Source organism: Amycolatopsis sp. NPDC005961 (assembly GCF_040629235.1).
Classification (GTDB): domain Bacteria; phylum Actinomycetota; class Actinomycetes; order Mycobacteriales; family Pseudonocardiaceae; genus Amycolatopsis; species Amycolatopsis camponoti.
In genome coordinates, this window is the sequence record NZ_JBEXVF010000002.1 from 88,783 (window position 1) to 110,724 (window position 21,942).

Sequence of the window (21,942 nt, forward strand, 5' to 3'; positions counted from 1 at the left end):
GGTCACTTGCCCGCCTCGGCACGGCTGCTGGAGGCGAAACCGAGCCCGCACGCCTTCGCGGCGGCTTCGAACTTCTTCGGGTCGTCGCCCAGCCCGCCGGCCCGCGTCATGCCCTTGCCGCTCGGGTCCGGGTCCGGCATGTCGATGCCGTGCTCGCGCATGCACTTGGCGTCCTTGCGCATCTTGTCGAGCTCCTCGGCGCTCGGCGGCTTCATCTCGCCGCCGTTCGGCATGAGGCTCTTGCACGCCTTCTGCGCGGCTTCGATCTTCGACGCGTCGGCGCCGTCACCGCCCAGGGTGATGGCCATGCCGCCGCCGTCACCGGCCGGCTTGGGGTCGGGCATGTCGACGCCGTGCTCGCGCATGCACTTGGCGAAGTCGCGCATCTTGTCTTCGTCGCTCTTGCCGCTGGTGTCGGCGGCGGTGGGCCCGCCCGACTTCGGCGGGGTCGAGATCGACGCGACCTTGTCGCCGTCGTCCCCCTTGGCGCCGCAGCCCCCGAGCAGCAAGGCCGCCCCGAGCGCCGCGACGACGATCCGTGTCCGCATGGCTCGCTCCTCTCGTTCCGGATGGGTGCCAGGTCTACGGATCGGGGGATTCGGGCGCGCTAAGCGCCGTCGCTTATGCGGTCCTTATGGCCTCCCTGCGCAGACTGGGCGGGTGCGCGTGCTGGTGGTGGAGGACGAACGGCTGCTGGCCGACTCCGTGGCGGAGGGGCTGCGGCGGTTTTCGATGGCCGTCGACGTCTGCTACGACGGCGAGCAGGCCCTGGAGCGGGTCGGCGTGCACGGCTACGACGTCGTGGTCCTCGACCGCGACCTGCCCAAGGTGCACGGCGACGCCGTGTGCGCCGCCGTCGTCGAGGCGGGCGGCGAGGCGCGGGTGCTGATGCTGACCGCGGCCGCCGACGTCACCGACCGCGTCGCGGGCCTGGGCCTCGGCGCCGACGACTACCTGACCAAGCCGTTCGCCTTCGCCGAGCTGGTCGCCCGGGTGCAGGCGCTCTCGCGGCGCGCGCGGCCCGCGCTGCCGCCGGTGCTGGAGCGCGACGGCGTCGTGCTCGACCTGCCCCGCCACCAGGCCGCCCGCGACGGCCGGTTCCTGCTGCTCTCGCCGAAGGAGTTCGCCGTGCTCGAGGTGCTCATGCGGGCGGAGGGCGCGGTGGTCAGCGCCGAGGACCTGCTCGAAAAGGCGTGGGACGAGCACGCCGACCCGTTCACGAACGCGGTGCGCGTCGCGGTGATGACGCTGCGCCGGAAGCTGGGCGACCCGCCGGTGATCGAGACCGTGCCCGGCGCCGGCTACCGGTTCGGCACGCCGTGAACGCCCTTTCCGTCCGGACGAAGCTCACGGCCTGGTACGGCGGGCTGTTCCTGCTCGCCGGGCTGGTGCTGGTCGTCATCAACTACCTGCTCGTGCAGAGCCGGCTGCCGGACCCGGCCCGGATGGCCTTGACGACGGTCGGCTCGGCGGACCTGACCTACGGCGTCCCCGCGCAGACCGTGCCGGCGTCCGGTGTCGCGGTGCGCCTGCTCAGCGGCTCGCTCGACGAGTACCGCTCCTCGACGCTGTCCACGCTGGTCGTCGGCTCGGCGATCGCGCTGGTGTCGACGGCGGCGCTGGCCGTCCTCTTCGGCTGGCTGATGGCCGGCCGCGCGCTGCGGCCGCTGCACGACATCACGTCGGCGGCGCGGCGGCTCGAAGCGGGCAAGCTCGACCGGCGGATCAACCTGGAGGGGCCGCCCGACGAGCTGAAGGAGCTGGCGGACACGTTCGACGGCATGCTCGACCGGCTCGCGGAGTCGTTCGACAGCCAGAAGCGGTTCGTCGCGAACGCGTCCCACGAGCTGCGGACCCCCCTGGCGGTGCAGCGGACGCTGGTCGAGGTGGCGATGGCCGCTCCCGAGGTGCCGCCGGAGCTGCGGAAGCTCGGCACGCACCTGCTGCACACGAACGAGCGCAGCGAACGGATGATCGAGGGCCTGCTGGTCCTGGCCCGCACCGACCGCGGGCTCACCTCGCGGACCCCGGTCCGCCTCGACGAAGTGGTGGCGGCGGTGGTCCGGGCGACCTCGGCGCAGGCGGCCGCGGCGGGGGTGAAGGTCGAGACGCGGCTGCGGCCCCGCGTGGTCGCGGGCGACCCGGTACTGCTCGAGCGGCTGGCGACGAACCTGCTGGTCAACGCGATCACGTACAACGCGTCGGGCGGCTGGGTGTACGTCGAGGTCCGCGGCGATCCGGCGCTGGAGGTCCGGAACTCGGGGCCGGTGGTGCCGCCGGAAGCCGTGCCGACGTTGTTCGAGCCGTTCCGCCGGGTCGGTTCGGAGCGGACCGGCGACACGCGGAACGCGGGGCTCGGGTTGTCGATCGTGCGCTCGGTGGCCCAGGCCCACGGCGGGTACGCGGAGGCCCAGCCCGGCCGCCGAGGCGGTCTCACGGTGACGGTCCGCCTGCCGCCGTCGTGATCCACTCGATCGTGACTTAACGTGTCCGGCGTGTCACCCGGACGCCGCCGACCAGGGTGATCCATGATGCGGACGTCGCAAAGTGAACAGTGGGCAGTTCTGCACGGACTCGGCGCGCCTCGCACGTCAAGCCGACGCGCCGTTCTAACGTGGGCACCCACAACGGTGAAGCATCGGGGAAGGCGAACAATGCGCACGCTTCGGGTAGTCGGGTTGCACGAGGACGGTAAGTCCATCGTGTGCGAAGACTCGTCGAGCGGAACGCGTTTCCTCCTCCCGGCCGATGAGAGACTGCGCGCGGCGGCGCGGGGAGACATCACCCGCCTCGGCCAGATCGAAATCGAGTTGGAGAGCCAGATGCGGCCACGCGAGATCCAGGCGCGAATCCGCGCCGGCGAGTCAGTCGAGCAGGTGGCGGGCGGCGCGGGCATTTCGGTGCAGCGCGTCGAGCGCTACGCCTACCCCGTCCTGCTCGAGCGGTCCCGGACCGCCGAGCTCGCGCAGAGCGCCCACCCGGTCCGCGAGGACGGCCCCGACGTCCAGACGCTCGGCGAGGTCGTCGCGTACGGCTTCGGCGTCCGCGGGCACGATTACTCGCAGGCCACCTGGGACTCCTGGAAGGGCGACGACGGCCGCTGGGTCGTCGTGCTGCGCTGGAAGGCCGGCCGGTCGGACAACCGCGCGCACTGGGCGTTCGCGCCCGGGGCGCACGGCGGCACGGTCGTGGCGCTCGACGAGAACGCCGAGGTCCTGCTCGACCCGAACGCCTACCGCGCGCCCCGCACGGTCCGCGCCCTCGACCCGGCCCGCGACGCGGAGTTCCAGCCGACGCTGGACTCGGTGCCCCCGCAGGACCACGCCGAGTTGCCGGCCGCCGAGCCGGACCCGGACGACGACACCCGCGAGATCCCCCGCGTCCCGGCCGATCCCGAAGAGGATCACGCCGACCAGCCGCGGCCGAAGCCCAAGAAGAACCACCCGATCGTGCCGTCCTGGGAGGACGTGCTGCTCGGGGTCCGCTCTCAGCGCGGCTGAGTCCTACTCCAGGTCCTGCTCCAGCCGCGCCGCGAGCGTCTTCGGGGCCACCTGCCGGTAGGCCTCGCGCACGATCCCGTCGATCTCGGCCCAGTCGACGTCGACGTCCAGCCGCACGCCCAGCCAGCCGCGGTGCCCGACGTACGCCGGCCGGAAGAACCGCTCGGGCTCGGTGCGCACCAGCTCCTCCTGCGCCCCGGGCGGCGCCGGGCACCAGAAGGCGAGCCTGCCGTCGCCGTGGTGGTCGTCGGCGAACATGACGAACGTCTTCTTGCCGCGGACGAACCACGCGGGCGAGCCGTGGCTGAGCCGCTCGGTCGCTTCGGGCAGGGCCAGGCACAACTTCCGCAACGCGTCGAGCTGTCGCATGCCGCCAGGTTACGATGTCACGCTGAGGGAGGGATCGGTCATGCTGCGTGATGTCCGGTGTTGACGGCGACAGCGTCGCCCGGTGAGCAGGCGTGGCTGCTGCGCCAGGGCGAGCTGAAGTTCGGCGTGTTCTCCGGCGCGCCGGTGGTCGAGGTTTCGCCGGAGCGGTGGGGGCTCGACCCGGCCGTCGTCCGGCAGGTCGCGGCCGCCCGCCGGTACCGCGAGACCCCGCCCGGCCAGGCGGGCTGCCTGCGGTTCGCGTTCGCACCCGGCTCCTTCCCGCCGCACTTCGACCGCGGCCCGGGTACCGACGCGAGCCGTCGGCGGCTCGGGAAGCTGCTGACCGGGCAGGAGCAGTTCTGGGTCAGCCTGCGCCGGACGCGGCTGAGCCGGGCGGACGTCGGCGAGGTCGCGGCGGCCGCCGGGATGGCGGTGGTGGCCGAGGCCGCCGACCCCACGGACCGGCTCCTGCTGCTGCGCCGCGCCGGCCTGCCCGAGGAAGAGCTGCGGCCCCGCGCCGGGCGGCGGCTCACCCGGCACTTCGCCTGGTTCGGGGTGACCGCCCTGTTCGCCGCCGCCATGGTGGCCGCGGTCGTCTGGGGACAGCTGACGCGGTGGGCGCTCGGGCCGCTGCTGCTCATCTCCGGCGCCGCGCTCGTGCTGCTCGCCGGCACGGTGGCGATGCGCGTCGTCGCCGGTCGCTCCCCGCGTCTGGAGCTGGACGCGCAGTTCGACGGACGGCCGCGGGCCGCCGTCCCCCACCCGGTCTCGCTGTCCACGGACCTGCTGGCCGAGGTCGCCGCGTGGTACGGCTACTTCTACGGCGGCCCGGTCACCACCGGGCGCACCGAGACATCGCACCTCTTCGTCAAGTGCCGCACCGGGCTGGTGTTCGGCACGCCGGCCCGCCCCGGCCCGCCCGTCTTCGAGCCACCGGCCGGATCACCGGACCGGGAGCAGTGGCTGCGCAACCACCTCGACGGCCGCGACGAGCTGTGGGTCAGCGTCCGGCACGCGAAGCTGTCGCCGGCCCGGATCACCGGCATCGCCGCCGCCGCGGGCCTCTCGCCTGTCGCGGAGTTCACCGACCCCACCGACCTGATCCTGCTGCTGCGCCGCGCATCGGCACCGCCGCGCGCGCCGGGGAAGTTCCGGATGTCGTTCGTCGGTTTCCTCGCCCCGGCGGCGTGGATCCTGCTCTGCTTCGGCGGCAGCTGCGTGACGGCCGCGATCACCGGCGACGCCCACCTGGTCACCATCGGGTTCGCCCTCACGGTGCTCGGCGTGCCGCCGCTGCTGTGGGTGCTGCGGGTCTTCCCCCGCTCGGCCCGCGTCGGGTGGCTGGCCGGAGAGTTCACCGGGAAGGCCGGCGTCAGCTTCTTCACCGGCCAGTTCGCCGTCTCCCCCGAGCTGGAACGTCAGATCGCCGCCTTCCACGGCTACGCGTTCCGCTCCCAGACCTGGACGCGGGCCCAAGGCAGGCTCGTCACCTACGCCCGGTTCCGCTAGAAGGCGATCACCAGCACGCCGATCCACGCGATCAGGACGCCGCCCGCCGCGCCGTACGCGGCCCAGCGCAGGATCGGGGTGCGGCGGATCAGCCACAGCGACGGCGTGATCCCGGCCGTCACGATGACCGACGCCACCAGCGCCAGCCAGCCGCTCGTCTCACGGGCCAGCGTCGAAGCCAGCGCCAGCATGGCCACCACGACCACGGCCGCGATGAACGCCGACACCGTCAGGCCGGTCAGCCACGGCGTCGGCTCCCCGGGCGGGCCGGACGGGCCGAGCACCGAGCGGACGAACCGCTGGCCGGCCGCCTCGGCGCGCGGAGGCGGTTCGACGACCGTGTCGGCGCCGGTCACCGGGTCCACGAACCGCACGGTCGTGCCCATCACCGAAGCCAGCCGTCCGGCCAGCTGACGGCCGCGCTGCGAGACGACGGCACCCGCTTCGGCCCCGGAATCGGCCGACACCGCGGACGCGACGCGCGCCCATTCGTGCAGGGCCTGTGCGAGGTCCGAGCCGATCGCGAGCTTGTGCGGGTCGACTTCGCGCGCCTGCTCCCCACCGGGTCCGGCCAACACGGCGCGCTCACCGCGGATCCGCAGCTCCATGGGGTCCTTTCGCGCCGCCCGACTTGCCTCGGGCCCAGACTTTAGTCGGCTCGCGCCAATTCGTAGAAGGCCACGGCGGCGGCCGTCGCGATGTTGAGGGAGTCGACTCCGGCCGGCATGGGTATCCGGACGGCGTGATCAGCCGCCGCCAGCGCCGTTTCGGTCAGCCCGGGACCTTCCGCGCCGAACAGCAGCGCCACCCGGCCGGGTGCGTGCGCCCGCAGCTCGCGCAGCGGGACCGAGCCCGGCCGCGGCGTGAACGCGGCGACGGCGAACCCGCGCGCCCGCAGGTCGTCGAGCCCGCCCGGCCAGTCCGTCAAGTACCCGAAGGGGACACGCAGGACGTGTCCCATCGAAACTCGCACGCTGCGCCGGTAAAGGGGGTCGGAGCACCCGGGCCCGAGCAGGACCCCGCCGACGCCGAGCGCGGCCGCGTTGCGGAAGAGCGCGCCGAGGTTCTCGTGGTCCCCCACGCCTTCGAGGACGGCGACCGTGCCGGCGTTCGCGACGACGTCGGAGACCGTCAGCGGCGCCGGCCGGTCCGCGACGGCGAGGATCCCGCGGTTGAGGTGGAAGCCGACGACGTCGGCCATCGTCTCGGCGGAAGCGGCGTACTGGGGCACGTCGCGCCCGGCGAGGTCGTCCGCCAGCTCGGCGAACCGCCGTTCGACGCCCAGCAGAGCCCGTACCGGGTACCGGGACGCCAGCAGCCGGGACACCACGACGGTGCCTTCGGCGATCACGAGTCCCTTGCCGCCCGGGCGGTCCGGACGGCGGTCCGCTGTGGACAGGTCCCGGAAATCGTCGACCCGGGGGTCGTCGCGGCCGGCGATGTGGATCAGGCCCATCCGTCCAGTCTGTCATCCGCTTGCCGGGTGGCTCACTGGTCCGAACGTCGAGCCGCCGGTGGTGCGAATGGGGGTATTTTGCTTTCGGTTAACCCCCCGTGACGGAGAGCACCAGTTTGGCCGCTAGCCCGGTTGCATCGGCTGTGTAACGGTTGTCCGCCGGGACCTGAAAGACGTCCTAGTTCCACGCCGACGAAAAGCAGGGATGGTCATGGGGATGGACCTCGCGGCTCAACCGTTCAACACGCTCGACCGGGGACGGTACCGCCGCAAGGTGCAGCGTTGCCTCGACACGTTGGCCCGCATGCTCACCGACGGCAGTTTTTCGTTCCCCCGCAAGAACATCGGCCTCGAGGTCGAGCTGAACCTGGTCGACCGCGAGCTGCGCCCGTCGATGACGAACACCGCGGTGCTGGAGGCGCTCGACGACCCGTCGTTCACCACCGAGCTGGGCCAGCACAACATCGAGCTGAACGTGCCGCCGCGGCCGCTGGCCGGCGATTCGGCCCTCCAGCTCGAAGACGATCTCCGCGCGTACCTCGCCACGGCGGCGTCGAAGGCCAGGGACACCGGGTCGTCGCTGGCCATGATCGGCATCCTGCCGACGTTGAAGCACGAGCACTTCGACCAGAAGTGGCTCACCAACCAGACCCGGTACGCCACGCTGAACGACCAGATCTTCGCCGCGCGCGGCGAACGCACGGTGCTCGCGATGGAAGGCGCGCCGCTGCCGGGCCAGCAGCCCGAGCGCCTGCGCAGCTACGCGGAGTCGATCCTGCCCGAAGCCGCCTGCACCAGCGTGCAGCTGCACCTCCAGGTCGCGCCCGAGGAGTTCGCGGCGCACTGGAACGCGGCGCAGTGCCTGGCCGGGCCGCAGATCGCGCTCGCGTCGAATTCGCCGTTCCTGCTGGGGAAGGCGCTCTGGCACGAGACGCGGATCCCGCTGTTCCTGCAGGCGACCGACACCCGGCCGGAGGAGCTGAAGAACCAGGGCGTGCGGCCGCGCGTGTGGTTCGGCGAGCGCTGGATCACGTCGATCTTCGACCTGTTCGAGGAGAACGTCCGCTACTTCCCCGGCCTGCTCCCGGAAACCGACGTCGAAGACCCGATCGAGGCGCTCGACGCGGGCCAGGCGCCCAAGCTCACCGAGCTGCGCATGCACAACGGCACCATCTGGCGCTGGAACCGCCCGGTGTACGACGTCGTCGACGGCCTGCCGCACCTGCGGATCGAGAACCGGGTGCTGCCGGCCGGGCCGACCGTCGTCGACACCGTGGCGAACGCGGCCTTCTTCTACGGCGCCCAGCGCGCGCTCGCCGAGGCGGAACGCCCGGTGTGGAGCCAGATGTCCTTCCAGGCCGCGGAAGAAAACCTCTACGCCGGCGCGCGGCGCGGGTTCGAGGCGCAGCTGTACTGGCCGGGCATCGGCTGGATCCCGCCGGACGAGCTGGCGCTGCGCGTGCTGCTCCCGCTGGCCCACGAGGGGCTGCGCCGCTCCGACGTCTCCGACGAAGCGCGCGAGCGCTACCTCGGGATCATCGAGCGCCGCTGCCTCGCGCGGCGGACCGGGGCGACCTGGCAGCGTGACTACGTCGTGCGCGCGCAGGAGCGCGGCCTGGACCGCGAACAGGCGCTGTCCCGGATGCTGGGCCGCTACCTGGAGCTGTCGGAGTCCGGCGAGCCGGTGCACACCTGGACGCTGGGTGATTGAGCGCTAACCTGAGCCGATGCCGAAGATTCTCGGTGAGTCGCTCGAGGCGCACCGGCGCGAAGTCCGCACGCGGGTCTTCGAAGTCCTGCGTGCCCAGCTGTACGAACGCGGCTTCGACGCGATCACGCTCGCCGGGGTCGCCTCGGCCGCCGGCGTCGGCCGGACCGCGCTGTACAACCACTTCCCCGACAAGGAAAGCCTGCTCGTCGCGTTCGTCGAGGACGAGGCGGCGCGGTACGTCACGCGGCTGACCGAAGCCGTCGAGGCCCACGCCGACCCGGTCGAGCAGCTCGCCACGTTCGTCCGGCTGCAGCTGCGCGTCCTGGCCGAGTACCACATGCCACCGGGCACGGCGCTCGCGTCGGCGCTGGCTCCCGCGGCGTACCGGCGGATCAGCGCGCACGCCGACCCGATCACCGACCGGCTGCGCGCGATCCTGGCCGGCGGCGTCGACCTGGGGCGCTGGCCGGCCGAGGACCCGGACGTCCTGATCCCGATGATCACCGCGGCGCTGGGCAACCGGACGCTGGTCGACGGGCCCCCTGAGCAGCTGGAAGACGTCGTCGAGGCCGCGGTGCGGTTCGTGCTGCGAGCGGTCGGAGCTGTGATTTAGGGTATCCTAAGCCAGAAAAATGCCCTACGATCTTTCTGACAGCGTGTCAGATCGATCGCCGGGAGGCTGCCCCATGTCGGTGACCACGGACGCTCGCCCGTTCTCGGCGACCCTGCGCGCGTCGACGCTCGAGGTGCACGAGAAGGCGAACTACTCGACGTACATGCGCGCCCTGCTCGGCGGCGAGCTGACCCAGGAGGGCTACACCCAGCTCGCGGTCCAGTACTACTTCATCTACGGCGCGATCGAGGCGGCGAGCGACCGCCTGGCCGCCGACCCGGTCGCCGGCGAGTTCGTGTTCGACGAGCTGCGGCGGCTGCCCCACCTGGAGCGCGACCTCGCGCACCTGGTCGGCCCGGACTGGCGCTCGACGATCTCCCCGCTGGCCTCGACGCGGGCGTACGTCGCGCGAGTCGGCGAAGCGTCTTCGTGGGCAGGCGGGTACGTGGCGCACCACTACACGCGCTACCTGGGCGACATCGCGGGCGGCCAGGCGATCCGCCGGCTGCTGGAGAAGAAGTACGACGTCGCCGAGGCGGGCACGCTCTTCTACCACTTCGACGGCATCGGCAGCGCACCCCGCTTCCGCGACCGGTACCGCGCGAAGCTGGACAACGCCCCGTGGGACGAGGCCGAGCGGGCCCGCGTGATCGACGAGACACTGGTCGCGTTCGAGTGCAACGTAGCCGTGTTCGAGGAGCTGGCTTCCCGGCTCGACGAGTTCCGTGCCTGATCTCACAGCTCGTTGACCTCCAGTTAGGTGCAGGTAGCAGGCTCGGTTTCGGGTGCCGGACCCTCGGGTACGCCACTTGAAGAGCCGCCGTCTCACGCAGTGACGGCCACGCGCCCCCGCTCGCCGCGGAGTGGCGTGTGCTACTAGGTTCGATACCGGAATCTTGTGTCGAAGACAGAAGGAGGGCCAATGGCCCGCTACGAGCTCCCCGATCTCGACTACGACTACAGCGCCCTCGCGCCGCACATCTCCGGCGAGATCAACGAGCTGCACCACAGCAAGCACCACGCGACCTACGTCAAGGGCGCGAACGACACGCTCGACAAGATCGCGGAAGCCCGCGACGCCGGCGACTTCGGCAACATCGTCGGCCTGGAGACCACGCTGGCCTTCAACCTGGCCGGCCACGCCAACCACGTCGTGTGGTGGAAGATCCTGTCGCCGGAAGGCGGCGACAAGCCGACCGGCGAGCTGGCCGCCGCGATCGACGAGGCCTTCGGGTCCTTCGACAAGTTCAAGGCGCAGTTCACCGCCGTGTCGACCACGATCCAGGGCAACGGCTGGGGCGCGCTCTCCTGGGACCCGATCGGCAAGACGCTGATCACCCAGCAGCTGCGCGACCACCACAACAACCTGATCCTGCCGACCGTGCCGATCCTGCTGGTCGACGTCTGGGAGCACGCGTTCTACCTGGACTACAAGAACGTGAAGCCGAAGTACGTCGAGGCCCTCTGGAACATCTTCAACTGGGCCGAGATCAGCAAGCGCTTCGACAACGCCGTCGCCGGCGGCAACGGGCTGCTGCTCGGCTGAGCTTCTGCGGCAACGGGGTCCTCCTGCACGGGAGGGCCCCGTTTTTCGTCGGCGGGTGAAATCACTTGACCTCGAGTGCGGTCGAGGTGTGAGAGTGAACGCATGGACGTTGACGCGTATCTGGCCCGCCTCGGGGTCGCGTGGCCCGCGGCGGCCGACCTGGCGACCCTGCGCCACCTGCAGGAACGTCACCTGGCCGCGGTCCCGTTCGAGAATCTGAGCATCCACCTCGGCGAGCCGGTCGTGCTGACCGAAGACGCACTGGCGGACAAGATCGTGGGACGTCGTCGCGGCGGCTTCTGCTACGAGCTCAACGGCCTCTTCGCGGCGTTGCTGCGCGAACTCGGGTACCAGGTTTCCCTGCGCGCGGCGCAGGTCTTCCGTCCGGACGGCACCCTCGGCCCACCCCTGGACCACGCGGCGATCGTCGTCGACCTGGACGAACCGTGGCTGGTCGACGTCGGCTTCGGCCAGTTCTCCCGGCACCCGCTGCGACTGTCCGGCGTGGACGCCCAGTCCGACCCGGACGGTGAGTTCCTGCTGCTGGACGCGCCCCACGGCGACATCGACGTGGTGCGGGACGGCAAGCCGCAGTACCGCATGGAGCGCCGCCCGCGGCCCCTCTCCGACTTCGTCCCGATGGCCTGGTGGCAGGCGACGTCCCCGGAGTCCCATTTCACGAAGTCCCTGACGTGCTCCCGCCCGACGTCCCAGGGCCGGGTGACGCTGTCGGGCGACCGGCTGATCGAGACGGTCGACGGCGTCCGCCACGAGGTCGCGCTGCTGTCCGAGGCCGCGATCCGCCTGGCGTACCGCGTCTACTTCGGTCTCCCGCTGACCCGGCTGCCCACGCCACCGGGTGAGAGTCCCTTGACGAGCGGTGCGCTCAGCCCGACACTGCCGTGAAGTGAACGAAGCCCCGGCCTGGGGTTCCCAGGGCCGGGGCTCCGTCCGTTCCCGAACTGACTGCCGCTCCCACCACGAAGCGGACATGTATGAGGTTAGCCTAACCTCATCTCTCCAGGCAAGGGTCCCTTCGGGGAGACCCCGATCTCACTCGTCCGGGTGACTTAACGCCCCCGTTTTCTGTCGGTGCGTGCCGATACGGTTACGCCGTGAACATGAGGGGGATGAAGAAAGACCGCACCGTGCTGATCGCCGTTTCGCTGACGGCGGTCTTCACGCTGGTGTTCGGGCTGGCCTGGTGGTCGACCCGCGACTCGCCGGAGTCGCGCGCGGCACCGCTGGAGCTGCCCTCGCGGTGGCCTTCCATCGAGGGCGAGAACGTCCGGCCGGTCCCGATGCCGACCGGCGAGATGGCGGTGGCCCTGCCGTCGCGCACCCTCGGCCACGTGCTCTGCGGTGCCGTACCGGAGAAGACCTGGGCCGGTGTCCTGGGTGGTCCGGTCCTCCGGGAGGTCGACGAGAACGGGGCGTGCCACGTCGTCTCGGCCGGTCTCGACGTGTCGGCCACCCTGTGGGCCGACCCGGTGCCGATGAACGGCGGGTCGCCCGAACCCGTGACCGTCGCGGGCCACCAGGCCGCCATCAGCGAGTTCGGCGTGGGCTACGGCGAGATCCTCACGGTGCGGCTGAGCGACACCACGGAGAAGTGGACGCGGCCGAGCCTGCAGATCATCGTGCACCGCGTGCCGGCGGACCGGGCCGAGCACGACTACCGGAGCATGGCGCTGTCCTTGGCGGACACCATGACCGGCGCGATCACCACCCCGGGTCCGGCCTTGCCCGCGGACGGGGAGGACCGCGAGATGACGCCGATCCCCGGCTCGGGGATCACCGACGCGCCCTACCCGTTCATCACCTGGCAGCTGTGCACGCAGCTGTCCCGGGCGCTGAACGTCCCGCGAGACCAGCTGAAGCCGGATCCGTTCGGATCGTGCGCGCGGGAAAACGACGGCACCGTCGTCTCGTTCACCTACCACGACGAAGGCAAGAACTACTTCCCCGACCGGATCGCCGGCCGCCCCGCGCACGACGACGGCTCGGGCAGCACCGTCGAGATCCAGCTCCTCGACGACTCCCGGCAGACTCTCGAGCTGACCTGGATCGACAGCACGAAGCCGCGCGACGCCCTGCGCGAGCTGGCCGAGAAGGTGGTGCCCCCGCTCCTCGGCCGCTAGACCTTCGCCCGCTTGAGCACCCGGAGCCCGAACCCCCGCTGAACCGGCCAGGAAACCCCGCCCCGCCGGATCAGCACGACCGCGCACACCACCGCGGCCAGCGCCGAAACCGCGCCGCCGATGTAGAAGGGAGACCGCCCGCCGAACGCCTGCGCCATCCACCCGACCATCGGGCCGCCGATCGGGTTGCCGCCGATGAGCACCAGCACGTACAGCCCCATCACGCGGCCACGCATCTCGGGGCTGACCGAGGTCTGCACCAGCGCGTTCGCCGTGTTGAGGAACGTCATCGTGGCGAAGCCGAGCGGGATCAGGCCGAGGCCGAACGTCAGGTACGTCGGCATGAACGCCGTGATCAGCTCGAACACGCCGAGGAAGAACGCCGACACCAGCATCAGCCGCACCCGCGGGCGGCCCTTCGTGCCGCGGCGGGCCGACATGATCGCGCCGGTGAACGTGCCGACCGCGACCAGCGTCGAGAGGAGGCCGTAGCCGTCGGCGGCGGTGTGGAAGACGTTCGCCGCGACGATCGGCAGCGAGCTGAAGTACGTGATGCCGAACGTGCTGACGAACAGCACCAGCACCATCACCGTCATCAGGTCCGAGCGCCGCCGGACGTACCGCAGGCCTTCGGCCAGCTGCCCCTTCTCGCGCGGCACCGCCGCGACGCGGAACAGCTTGTCCGGGTTCATCAGGACCAGCCCGGCGATCACCGCGACCGTGCTGACCGCGTTCGCGATGAACAGCCAGCCGGTGCCGATCCACGTGATCGCGAACCCGGCGATCGCCGGCCCGACGATCCGCGCCATGTTGAAGATCGACGAGTTCAGCGCGACGGCGTTCGCGATCTGGTCCCGGCCGACCATTTCGGCGACGAACGACTGCCGCGTCGGCACCTCGAGCGAGGCCGTGATGCCGAGCGTGAAGCACAGGACGTAGACCTGCCACAGCGCCACGAGCCCGGTGATGTCGAGGACGCCGAGCACCGCGGCCTGCGAGCACGCCGCGGCCTGGATCCAGGTCAGCAGCCGCCGCTTGTCGACGCGGTCGGCGAGGACGCCGGCCCACAGCGAAAGGAAGAGGGTCGGCGCGAACTGCAGCGCCACCGCGATGCCGAGGGCGATCGGGTTGTTGCCGCTGAGGGTGAACACCAGCCAGTCCTGGGCGATGCGCTGCATCCAGGTGCCGATGTTCGAGATGACCTGGCCGGTGAAGAAGAGCCGGTAGTTGCGGATCCGCAGGGACGCGAACATGCTGCCGCGCTGGGGAGGGGATGGTGGTGAAGCGGACGGCGGTGGGGCCGTGTCCCGGGTAGCAGTGGTTTCGATGGAACGCTTCGTCTCGCTACCCGTGGCCGTCACCGTGGTTAGTTCCCCGCCATCCTGTCTATGATTTCGGCGGCTTTCGAGAGCACTTCACGCTCTTCGTCGCCGAGCTCCGCCAACTGCCGGTCCAGCCACGCCTCCCGCACGGAGATGGCCTTCTGCACGTAGGCCAGTCCGCTTTCGGACAGCTCGACGATGGCCTGCCGGCCATCGGTCGGGTGCGGGCGCCGCTCGACGAACTTCATCTCTTCGAGCGCGGCGATCACCCTCGTCATCGAGGGCGGCTGGACGCCTTCCTTCGCGGCGAGCTGACCCGGGGTCAGCGCACCGCACTTGTGCAGGGTGGACAGCGCGGCGACCTGAGTCAGCGTGAGGTCGTCCCCGACGCGCTGTGCCCGCAGCCGGCGGTTGAGCCGGACCACCGCGAGACGCAGACGGCTCGCCAAGGAGCGTTCGTGCGTGTCGCCGGACATATAGTTAGCATACCTTACGAAACTTCGGCCGCACGGGTGATCTCTGTCTATCCGCAACCTGGAATAGCCCCGTGCGTCTTCACCAGGAGCGGAACCTGGGGAGTCGGATGAACAAGAAGCTGGTGGGCTCGGCCGTGGTCGGCGCGGCGGTCCTGGCGATCGTGGTGGTCCAGTTCGTGGGCGGCGGCGAGGAAGCGCCCGCCGCCGCACCACCGCCGTCGCCGTCGATGCCGACGACCACCACGCTGCCGTCCCAGGGAACCCTGGAGGCCTACAACTTCCCCGACGTGGCCGGCGGGCGCGGCTGGTCGATCCAGATCCCGGTCCCGACCGGCTGGACCGTCACGCACGAGAACGACCGCGCGAGTTACCGCAACGGTCAGGTCCTCCTGGAGACCGACAAGGTGCCGATCACCCAGGAGGACGCCCTGAGCGGGCTCAAAGCTGTGGCCGCGAAGGCGCACCAAGACGGCTCGCTCGTCACGCCAGTGCAGGCCGGTGACATCGGAGACGCGGCGAAGTGGGACTACACCTACCTTCGCGACGGCAAGTACCCGGAACGGGTCACCGTCATTGGGCTCGGCGCGGGCGACAGCCTCGTCACGATCCGCTACGAGGCGCCGCCCGCCGAATTCGACCGCAACCGCGGCGTGCTGGACGCCGCGATGCACGTCAGTGCCCCGGGCTGATCAGCTGAACGCCGCCTGGAGCGGCCCGACCGCGAAGTACGCGACGAAGGCCAGCGCGATCACCCACATCAGCGGGTGCACCTGACGCGCCTTGCCGGTCGCCGCGCGGATCACGACGTAGCTGACGAAGCCGGCGCCGATGCCGTTCGCGATCGAGTACGTGAACGGCATGACGACGATGGTCAGGAACGCGGGCAGCGCGATCGAGTAGTCGGTGAAGTCGATGTCGCGGACCTGCGCCATCAGCATCGCGCCGACCACGACCAGCGCCGGCGCGGCCGCCTCGACCGGCACGACCTGGTAGAGCGGCGTCAGGAACATCGCGGCGATGAAGAGCACGCCGGTGACGATGTTCGCCAGGCCGGTCCGGGCGCCTTCGGCGATGCCGGCCGCCGATTCGACGAACACCGTGTTCGAGCTGGCCGAACCGAACCCGCCGGCCGCCCCCGCGAGGCCCTCGACGAACAGCGCCTTGCCGACGTTGGGCAGCTGACCGTCCTCCGGCAGCAGGTCGGCTTCCTTCGCGAGGCCGGTCATCGTGCCCATCGCGTCGAAGAAGTCGGCCAGTACCAGCGTGAACACCAGCAGGCAGACGGTGATGATCGGCAGCCGCGTCCAGGCGCCGAACGAGACGTCACCCACCAGCGAGAGGTTCGGCAGGCCGACGACCTGGTCCGGCAGCGCCGGGTAGCCGAGGTTCCAGCCCTTCGGGTTCGTGCCCTGCGACGGCCCCGCCTTGACGATCGCCTCGACGACGATGGCCAGCACGGTCGAGGACAGCACCCCGATCAGGATCGCGCCCTTGACCTTGCGCACCACCAGGACACCGGTGATCAGCAGGCCGACGACGAACACCGCGGTCGGCCAGGAGGCGATCGAGCCGTTGATGCCCAGGCCCACCGGGACGGTGGTGTGCGCGGCGTCCGGCAGCCGGCGCACGAACCCGGCGTCCACCAGGCCGATCAGGCAGATGAACACGCCGATGCCGACGGCGATCGCGGATTTCAGCGAGGCCGGCACGGCCTTGAACACCGCGGTGCGGAAGCCGGTGAGCACGAGCGCGACGATGATCACGCCCTCGATGACGACCAGGCCCATCGCCTCCGGCCAGGTCATCTGCGGGGCGATGGTGACCGCAACCAGGCTGTTGATGCCCAGGCCGGTGGCGATGGCGAACGGGTAGTTGGCGACCAGCCCCATCAGGATGGTCATGACGCCGGCGACGAGCGCCGTCACCGCGGCGACCTGCGATACGGGCAGGATGCCGCCGAGGAGGTCCTTGTGCGCGCCCGCGTCGTCGGCCGAGAAGCTGCCGATGATCAGCGGGTTCAGCACCACGATGTAGGCCATCGTGACGAAGGTGACCAGGCCGCCGCGCAGTTCGCGCGGGACGGTCGAGCCCCGTTCGGTGATCTTGAAGAACCGGTCCAGTGTGGACGTCCCGGTGCGGGTCGTCTCCTGCTCCGCCATTCGCCTGCCCATTCTCTCGCTGCTGCGGAGTACCCTGCACCTCGTGAGTGATCCGAGCAATCCACCGGAGGTTACGGGCTCGTTGCGGCACACGCCGGAGCTGCCCAAGAGGCTGACCGACCTGACGCCGGTGGTGATCGTAGGCACCTCGATCTGGGCTGTCGCACTGGTGGTGCTCTTCTTCACGACTTCGGGGCTGTGGGTGCAGACCGCGCTGTCCGGGTTCGTGCTCGGATTCGTCGGCCTGGCCATCATCGGCTGGCAGCGGGCCGCCGCCCGGCGCGGCTCGAAGTCGGCCCAGCGGCTCTAGGCTCCTACGCCAGCAGTGTCCTCGGCGACGGGTCGTCGAGCAGCGCGGTGATGAGGTGCCGGTCGGGCCAGCGGCCGGCCGCCCAGGCGAACGCGCGGGCCAGGCCCTCAGACGTGTCCGCAGCGTGCAGCCGGTCGTCGGACCACCACTGGACGTCGTGCTCGGCGCCCTGGATCGAGACGGTCAGGGGGTCGTGCACCAGGACGCCGCCGTCGGGCAGCCGGATGCCGAGCTGGTCGGCGACGAGCTTCAGCGCGGGCAGCTCGGCCCACGGCGCGTACTCGCCTTCGCTGGTCACCGTGGCCGCCTCGGTGCTCGCGAGCGGGAGGTCGAGCAGGTCCGCGAGACGCTCGGGTTCCTCGGGCGCGACGACGTACTGGTCGGGTTCCAGCGCCCCGGCCACCCAGGGCACGTCCAGCACCAGCGCACCGTCCACAACGGACCCGTCGGCGGCCCGGACCGCTTCCGGCGGCCGGGGCTGGAACCCGGACTCGACGACGGCGTCGTAGGCGCGGGTGGCCAGTCCGGCCGAGATCGTCCGGTCCGGGTCGGCGAGCCGGTTCAGGACGTCTTCGGCTTCGTCCACACTGGACAGTTCCAGGTCGGTGCGCACGCCGGCGACCCTCAGGAGGTCTTCGCCAAGGCCGAGTTCGGGAACTTCGTCGTAGAGCCCGGCCAGGTCGGCGCCGGGCAGGCGCCACTCGCTCGGGGCGAGCCCGCCGAGCACGGCGTACTGCGCGATCCACCAGGCCGCGTGCCCCCGGGGTACGCGCAGGGCGCGCAGCGTTTCCGGCCGCGCGGCGAGCAGGCGCAGCGCGGCGGGCCAGGCGTCGTCGGCGACGAGGTCGAGGTCCCGGATCGCGACGAGCGTCGACGGCGGTTCCGGCAGCGAGTCCCACCAGGCTTCCTCGTCGGGCAGGTCGTGGTCGGGCTCGTGCGGCTCGTCGTCGACGACCAGCGCGAACGAGTCGAGCACGCCGGCGGCCTTGAGCGTGTCGTCCGGCCAGTCTCCGGCGAAGTCCTCGTCGAGGACGTCGAGCGCACCGTCCTCGTCGAAGACCTCCTCGTCGAAGACGTCCAGCAGCGGCGACGTGGGCAGCACGAGTTCGTCGGCGCGTCGCCAGGTGTCGGTGGCGGGCAGGGCGAGGGCACCGACCCACCGCGGGGCATCGTCCCCGCAGTCGGCGATCAGCCGGAGGACGGCGCCGGCGAGCGTCGTACCGTCCAAACCGGATCGGACGTCTTCGACACTGCGCTCGACGGCGTCCCGCAGCTGATCGGCGTTGAGCAGCTCACGGGCGTCGGCTTGCTTGGCGCCCAGGCGTTCCAGCAGCGGGTGCGACGCGGCGGGGTGCACCAGCCGCAGCCCTGGAATGTCCACATCGGACAGCAGTTCGAGCAGTTCGGCCGAACCTTCGACCAGCAGGCAACCCCGCGCACCGGGCAGCGTCCGGCCGTCGGAGAGGGGCACGGGCAGCCCGTCGAGCCGTTCACTCGCGAGCGCGTGCGACTCGACCGCCTTGGCGAGTGCCGCGTAGACGTCGTGCCACCAGGTCGGCTCACGGGAGGCGCCGGTCAGCGTTTCCAGCACCTCTTCGATGCTGACGACCTGCGCCGCGACGGCTTTCAGCACCCCGGCGGGCGCCGAGCCCTTGAGCAGCCCGGGAACGACGTCGGCGATCAGTTCGGGCAGACCGGGCACGTCGACGTCGAGGACCTTCGCCTGCCGACCCGCGACTTCACCACCGTCCTGAGTGGACAGCCACGGCTCGGCGCTGAGGTTCGCCAGCACCTCGTCGCGCAGCTTCGCGTCCACAGTGGATTTCGGGAACCCCGGCACGGGCACGAGCGCGAACCGTTGTTCCGCCGGCAGCAACCGCACCAGCCGAACGTATTCCTTGGCCGCGTCCTCAAGTGCCTTGTCGAGTTCAGCCCCGGGCAGCGCCCGGCGTCGCGAAGGTTCGACGGGCACGGAGGCGATCAGCCTGGCCGGCAGGGAAAGTCCGTCGTCGGTCGGAGTGGGGGCGCGCAGGACATCTTCGCCGAGCGGCATCGGGACTCCGTCGGAGTCGACCGGTACCGCCCAGACGACGTCACCACGATGGGTGAGCCACCGGGTTTCCTGCTGCGGGCCGCGGATCTCGACCAGGTCGCCGTCGGTCGTTCGTGTCCAAACGCGACCGTCCACATCGGCCTCGGCCAGCCACGGCAAGGCGAGGAGCAGGTCCCCGATGTCGTCGCCGAGCTGATCGAGCAGAGCTTGTCCGTCGACGTCATCCCGGAGCGGAAGCCGGACTTCGGTGTCGAAGCCCTCCGGCGGGCTCGCCTCGACCGGCCAAGGCAGCCGCAGGACGGGGACGTCCCCCTGAATATCGGCGGCATCGCGGGTCTTCTCGGCGGAGAAGGCGACGCCACCCGTGGTGGAGACGACACTGGGAGCGTCGGAAACGGTGCGGACAGCGGCAAACCCGACCCCGAAGCGCCCGACGGTGTCCCCGGTCTTCCCGGAGGCCCGCAGCGAGGCAAGGGAAGCAACCCCGCGCGCGTCGAGCGGGGCGCCGGTGTTGGCGAACCTGAGTTCCCGGTCCACAAGGGACACCCGGACCCGCCCGGGCCGCCCGGCGGCCATGGCGGCATCGGCGGCGTTCTGGGCAAGCTCGACGAAGAGCCGATCCCGATAGGCGCCGACGCGCAGGTCCTGCTCGACGTTGGTGTCCTCGAGCAGCCGGGTGGGCGAGTCCCGCCAGGAACGCAGGGTGGAGTCACGAAGCCGCGCGGCGCCGAAGGGATCGGCCCCGTGCGGCTCAGAGGTTCCGCTGCTCACCGGAGGAATCGCGAGCGGCGTCGAGGTGGGCGGTCTCGTCCGCGGCGGCATCGACATCGGCCTGGGCTTCGTCGGTCTGAAGGGAATCCGCCGCAGGCTCATCCGCCTCGGCGGGCTGCCCCGTCTCGGTCTGAGCGGGCGCCGCGTCGCCCTGGGCGGACTCCGCCGCGGGCTGAGCGGATTCCGTTTCGGGCTCATCTGCTCGGGCGTGGTCACGCGCCTCGTGGGCATCGCTCCGCGCGGTTTCGGGCTCGTGAGCGCCAGTCGACTCTTCTGCCTCGGTGACCACACTGTCGGTGAGCGCAGCCTCAGGCAGCTCATCGACCTGCGCCACGTTCCCGGCCGCGAGAACCGCATCGGTGACCTCGGCCTGAGTGGGCTCAGCCTCGGCGGGCTCGACCGGCGCGGCACCCGTATCGGTTACCTCGGTCTGACCAGGCTCTACCTCGGCAGGCTCGGGAGCCTCCACCGGCGCTGCGGCCTCAACCGCATCGGCAACGTCAACCCGGGCCGGCTCGGCATCGGCGACCGGGGGTACAGCGTCGGTCACCTCAGCTTGGGTCGGTTCGGCCACCGGGGGCTCCGCCACAGCAGCTTCCACCGGCGCGGCAGTCTCGGCGGCCAAGGCGCTCGGCTCAGCCTGGCGCTGCTCGGCATCGCCCACGACCGGCGAGGCCTCGGGCCCCGCCTCAGCCGACCGCGGCTCGGCCGCGTCGGCCCGCGCCGCAGTCGGCTCAGCGACGACATCGGCCTGCGCCGGGATCGGCTCGGCGGTCGCCGCCTGCTCGGTCTGGGGAACCTCGGTCTGCCCAGAGTCCGCGCCGGCGGTCAGATCGGTCGCCTCGGCTTGCGCCGGCCCGGCGGCCGCATCGGCCCGGGCCGAAGTCACCTCGGAAGCCTGCGGTTCGGCAACCACACCGGCAGCCTCAACCGACTCGGGCGGCGCAGTCTGCTCCGCCCCGACCGGCTCAGCCGCCACACCAGCTGCCTCAACCGGCGCCGAGTCGGACTCAGCTGCTTCAGCCTCAGCGACAACCGGCTCGGCGACCGCGCCCGGCTCAGCCGCCACCGGCTCGGCAACCACGCCAGCCGCATCAGCAACCTCGGCCGGCTCCGCAACCCCGCCAGCCGCGTCAGCGGCGACCTCCGGCTCCACCTCGGCCGGCGACACGTCCGCCTCCGCGATCGCCGTCTCGGGCTCGGCCGCCGGGGTCTCCACCACCTCACCCTGACCCGGGGTGAAGTCCAACAGCGAGTCGTCGTAGACCAGCTCGGCCACCGGGATCGAGGATGTCACCTCGACCTCGACCTCCGAGTGCGCTCCGCAGCCGTACTCCACGTCCACCACGTGGCCGTCCGCCGGGGAAATGTCGTTGGTGCACACCCCGAACGCGCCGCGCAGGGAGCCCGCCAGCGGTACGAAGAACCCGCACGTCCCGCACACGTCCGGCGCGCTGCGGGCCATGTCGGACCGGGGCCCGAACTCGCCGCCGTGCCAACGGGACGCTGCCTCCGTGCGGCCGAAACGGGACAGCACGTGGACGCGGCCCAGGCCCGCGTCGTGGGCGACCTCCTCCACCGCCGGGTCGTCCGACTGCAGGTACGCCGGGACCAGGCGGGGGTCGTTCTCGTCCGTCGGGAAGATGTCGCCGACGCCCAGGTCGCCCGCCCGCACGCGGCGCTCCCACGGCACCCATGCCGGCGCGATCCGCGCCTCGGGTCCGGGCACCAGCACGACCTCGCTGACCGTCACCGGCTCGTCGTCGCCCGCCAGGGCGACCGTCACGCACCAGCGCCAGCCGCGGTAGCCCGGTACCTGGGCCTCGAACAAGTGACTCGCCGTGACCGCGTCCTCACGCGAGACACCCACGTGGGTGCCGATCTGCTCCTCGGGCGTTTCGTCGAGCACCGCCGCGCGCGCGAACTCCACCGCATCGGCGAGCTTGCGCTGCACGGAACCGTCATCGAGGGTCAGCAGCAGCGTCATGCGGCCAATTGTGCCGCAC

General features: G+C 71.3%; 21 protein-coding genes. 12 read left to right on the forward strand and 9 right to left on the reverse strand.

The window, feature by feature from the left end:
* Positions 1 to 2: 2 nt before the first annotated feature.
* On the reverse strand, positions 3 to 548 hold the full coding sequence (locus ABZ342_RS02210) for a hypothetical protein (protein ID WP_155540703.1): 546 nt from the start codon (positions 546 to 548) through the stop codon (positions 3 to 5).
* A gap of 112 nt (positions 549 to 660) precedes the next feature.
* On the opposite strand from ABZ342_RS02210, the gene ABZ342_RS02215 reads away from it, so the two are divergent.
* The 3 genes from ABZ342_RS02215 (at position 661) to sepH (ending at position 3,500) form a co-directional block, all read left to right on the forward strand.
* Positions 661 to 1,323: a response regulator transcription factor gene (locus ABZ342_RS02215; RefSeq protein ID WP_360468219.1), complete on the forward strand. Its 663-nt coding sequence runs from the start codon at positions 661 to 663 to the stop codon at positions 1,321 to 1,323.
* On the forward strand, positions 1,320 to 2,465 hold the full coding sequence (locus tag ABZ342_RS02220) for an ATP-binding protein (protein ID WP_360468220.1): 1,146 nt from the start codon (positions 1,320 to 1,322) through the stop codon (positions 2,463 to 2,465). Before ABZ342_RS02215 ends, ABZ342_RS02220 begins: the two co-directional genes overlap by 4 nt.
* 189 nt (positions 2,466 to 2,654) lie before the next feature.
* A complete protein-coding gene (gene sepH / locus ABZ342_RS02225) occupies positions 2,655 to 3,500 on the forward strand; it encodes a septation protein SepH (protein WP_360468221.1) in 846 nt (281 codons plus the stop codon).
* 3 nt (positions 3,501 to 3,503) lie between these two features.
* Here sepH and ABZ342_RS02230 read toward each other — a convergent pair whose 3' ends face one another.
* Positions 3,504 to 3,869 (reverse strand): MmcQ/YjbR family DNA-binding protein, encoded by a 366-nt coding sequence (locus ABZ342_RS02230; protein WP_360468222.1) that lies wholly within the window; start codon positions 3,867 to 3,869, stop codon positions 3,504 to 3,506.
* 60 nt (positions 3,870 to 3,929) lie between these two features.
* Here ABZ342_RS02230 and ABZ342_RS02235 point away from each other — a divergent pair, with 60 nt between their 5' ends.
* Complete coding sequence (locus ABZ342_RS02235; RefSeq protein ID WP_360468223.1) at positions 3,930 to 5,378, forward strand: hypothetical protein; 1,449 nt, start codon at positions 3,930 to 3,932, stop codon at positions 5,376 to 5,378.
* On the opposite strand, the gene ABZ342_RS02240 is transcribed toward ABZ342_RS02235, so the two are convergent.
* Both ABZ342_RS02240 and ABZ342_RS02245 read right to left on the reverse strand, forming a co-directional pair.
* Positions 5,375 to 5,986: a DUF2537 domain-containing protein gene (locus ABZ342_RS02240; protein ID WP_155540698.1), complete on the reverse strand. Its 612-nt coding sequence runs from the start codon at positions 5,984 to 5,986 to the stop codon at positions 5,375 to 5,377. The two genes, ABZ342_RS02235 and ABZ342_RS02240, sit on opposite strands and share 4 nt — an antisense overlap.
* A gap of 41 nt (positions 5,987 to 6,027) precedes the next feature.
* Entirely contained in the window at positions 6,028 to 6,834 is an 807-nt protein-coding gene (locus ABZ342_RS02245) for an RNA methyltransferase (protein WP_155540697.1), read from the reverse strand.
* Positions 6,835 to 7,045: 211 nt separating this feature from the next.
* Between ABZ342_RS02245 and ABZ342_RS02250 the strand changes: the two genes are divergently transcribed.
* The 6 genes from ABZ342_RS02250 (at position 7,046) to ABZ342_RS02275 (ending at position 12,845) form a co-directional block, all read left to right on the forward strand.
* Entirely contained in the window at positions 7,046 to 8,545 is a 1,500-nt protein-coding gene (locus ABZ342_RS02250; protein WP_360468224.1) for a glutamate--cysteine ligase, read from the forward strand.
* A 16-nt stretch (positions 8,546 to 8,561) separates the two neighbouring features.
* Positions 8,562 to 9,158, forward strand: a complete 597-nt coding sequence (locus tag ABZ342_RS02255; protein ID WP_360468225.1) for a TetR/AcrR family transcriptional regulator — start codon at positions 8,562 to 8,564, stop codon at positions 9,156 to 9,158.
* A 73-nt stretch (positions 9,159 to 9,231) separates the two neighbouring features.
* On the forward strand, positions 9,232 to 9,891 hold the full coding sequence (locus tag ABZ342_RS02260) for a biliverdin-producing heme oxygenase (RefSeq protein WP_360468226.1): 660 nt from the start codon (positions 9,232 to 9,234) through the stop codon (positions 9,889 to 9,891).
* A 189-nt stretch (positions 9,892 to 10,080) separates the two neighbouring features.
* Complete coding sequence (locus tag ABZ342_RS02265; protein ID WP_155540693.1) at positions 10,081 to 10,704, forward strand: superoxide dismutase; 624 nt, start codon at positions 10,081 to 10,083, stop codon at positions 10,702 to 10,704.
* 102 nt (positions 10,705 to 10,806) lie between these two features.
* The gene (locus ABZ342_RS02270) at positions 10,807 to 11,610 is read left to right on the forward strand and encodes an arylamine N-acetyltransferase (RefSeq protein WP_360468227.1); all 804 of its coding nucleotides are present in this window, start codon (positions 10,807 to 10,809) and stop codon (positions 11,608 to 11,610) included.
* Positions 11,611 to 11,834: 224 nt separating this feature from the next.
* Entirely contained in the window at positions 11,835 to 12,845 is a 1,011-nt protein-coding gene (locus ABZ342_RS02275) for a hypothetical protein (RefSeq protein ID WP_360468228.1), read from the forward strand.
* Here ABZ342_RS02275 and ABZ342_RS02280 read toward each other — a convergent pair.
* Together ABZ342_RS02280 and ABZ342_RS02285 are read right to left on the reverse strand one after the other, a co-directional pair.
* A complete protein-coding gene (locus tag ABZ342_RS02280; protein ID WP_360468229.1) occupies positions 12,842 to 14,098 on the reverse strand; it encodes an MFS transporter in 1,257 nt (418 codons plus the stop codon). The two genes, ABZ342_RS02275 and ABZ342_RS02280, sit on opposite strands and share 4 nt — an antisense overlap.
* Before the next feature lie 113 nt (positions 14,099 to 14,211).
* Complete coding sequence (locus ABZ342_RS02285) at positions 14,212 to 14,643, reverse strand: MarR family transcriptional regulator (protein WP_086675176.1); 432 nt, start codon at positions 14,641 to 14,643, stop codon at positions 14,212 to 14,214.
* Positions 14,644 to 14,750: 107 nt separating this feature from the next.
* On the opposite strand from ABZ342_RS02285, the gene ABZ342_RS02290 reads away from it, so the two are divergent.
* Positions 14,751 to 15,332 carry a hypothetical protein gene (locus tag ABZ342_RS02290; RefSeq protein WP_360468230.1) on the forward strand — a complete coding sequence of 194 codons (582 nt, stop codon included), beginning with the start codon at positions 14,751 to 14,753 and terminating at the stop codon, positions 15,330 to 15,332.
* Here ABZ342_RS02290 and ABZ342_RS02295 read toward each other — a convergent pair whose 3' ends face one another.
* Positions 15,333 to 16,802, reverse strand: coding sequence for an NCS2 family permease (locus ABZ342_RS02295; RefSeq protein WP_360468405.1), 1,470 nt, complete (start codon positions 16,800 to 16,802; stop codon positions 15,333 to 15,335). It lies immediately after the preceding gene.
* Between the two features lie 82 nt (positions 16,803 to 16,884).
* Here ABZ342_RS02295 and ABZ342_RS02300 point away from each other — a divergent pair, with 82 nt between their 5' ends.
* Positions 16,885 to 17,112, forward strand: coding sequence for a DUF2530 domain-containing protein (locus ABZ342_RS02300; RefSeq protein ID WP_155544164.1), 228 nt, complete (start codon positions 16,885 to 16,887; stop codon positions 17,110 to 17,112).
* A 4-nt stretch (positions 17,113 to 17,116) separates the two neighbouring features.
* Here ABZ342_RS02300 and ABZ342_RS02305 read toward each other — a convergent pair whose 3' ends face one another.
* Entirely contained in the window at positions 17,117 to 19,936 is a 2,820-nt protein-coding gene (locus tag ABZ342_RS02305; protein WP_360468231.1) for a molecular chaperone Hsp90, read from the reverse strand.
* Positions 19,917 to 21,923: a DUF3027 domain-containing protein gene (locus tag ABZ342_RS02310; protein ID WP_360468232.1), complete on the reverse strand. Its 2,007-nt coding sequence runs from the start codon at positions 21,921 to 21,923 to the stop codon at positions 19,917 to 19,919. Before ABZ342_RS02310 ends, ABZ342_RS02305 begins: the two co-directional genes overlap by 20 nt.
* Between the last annotated feature and the right edge of the window lie 19 nt (positions 21,924 to 21,942).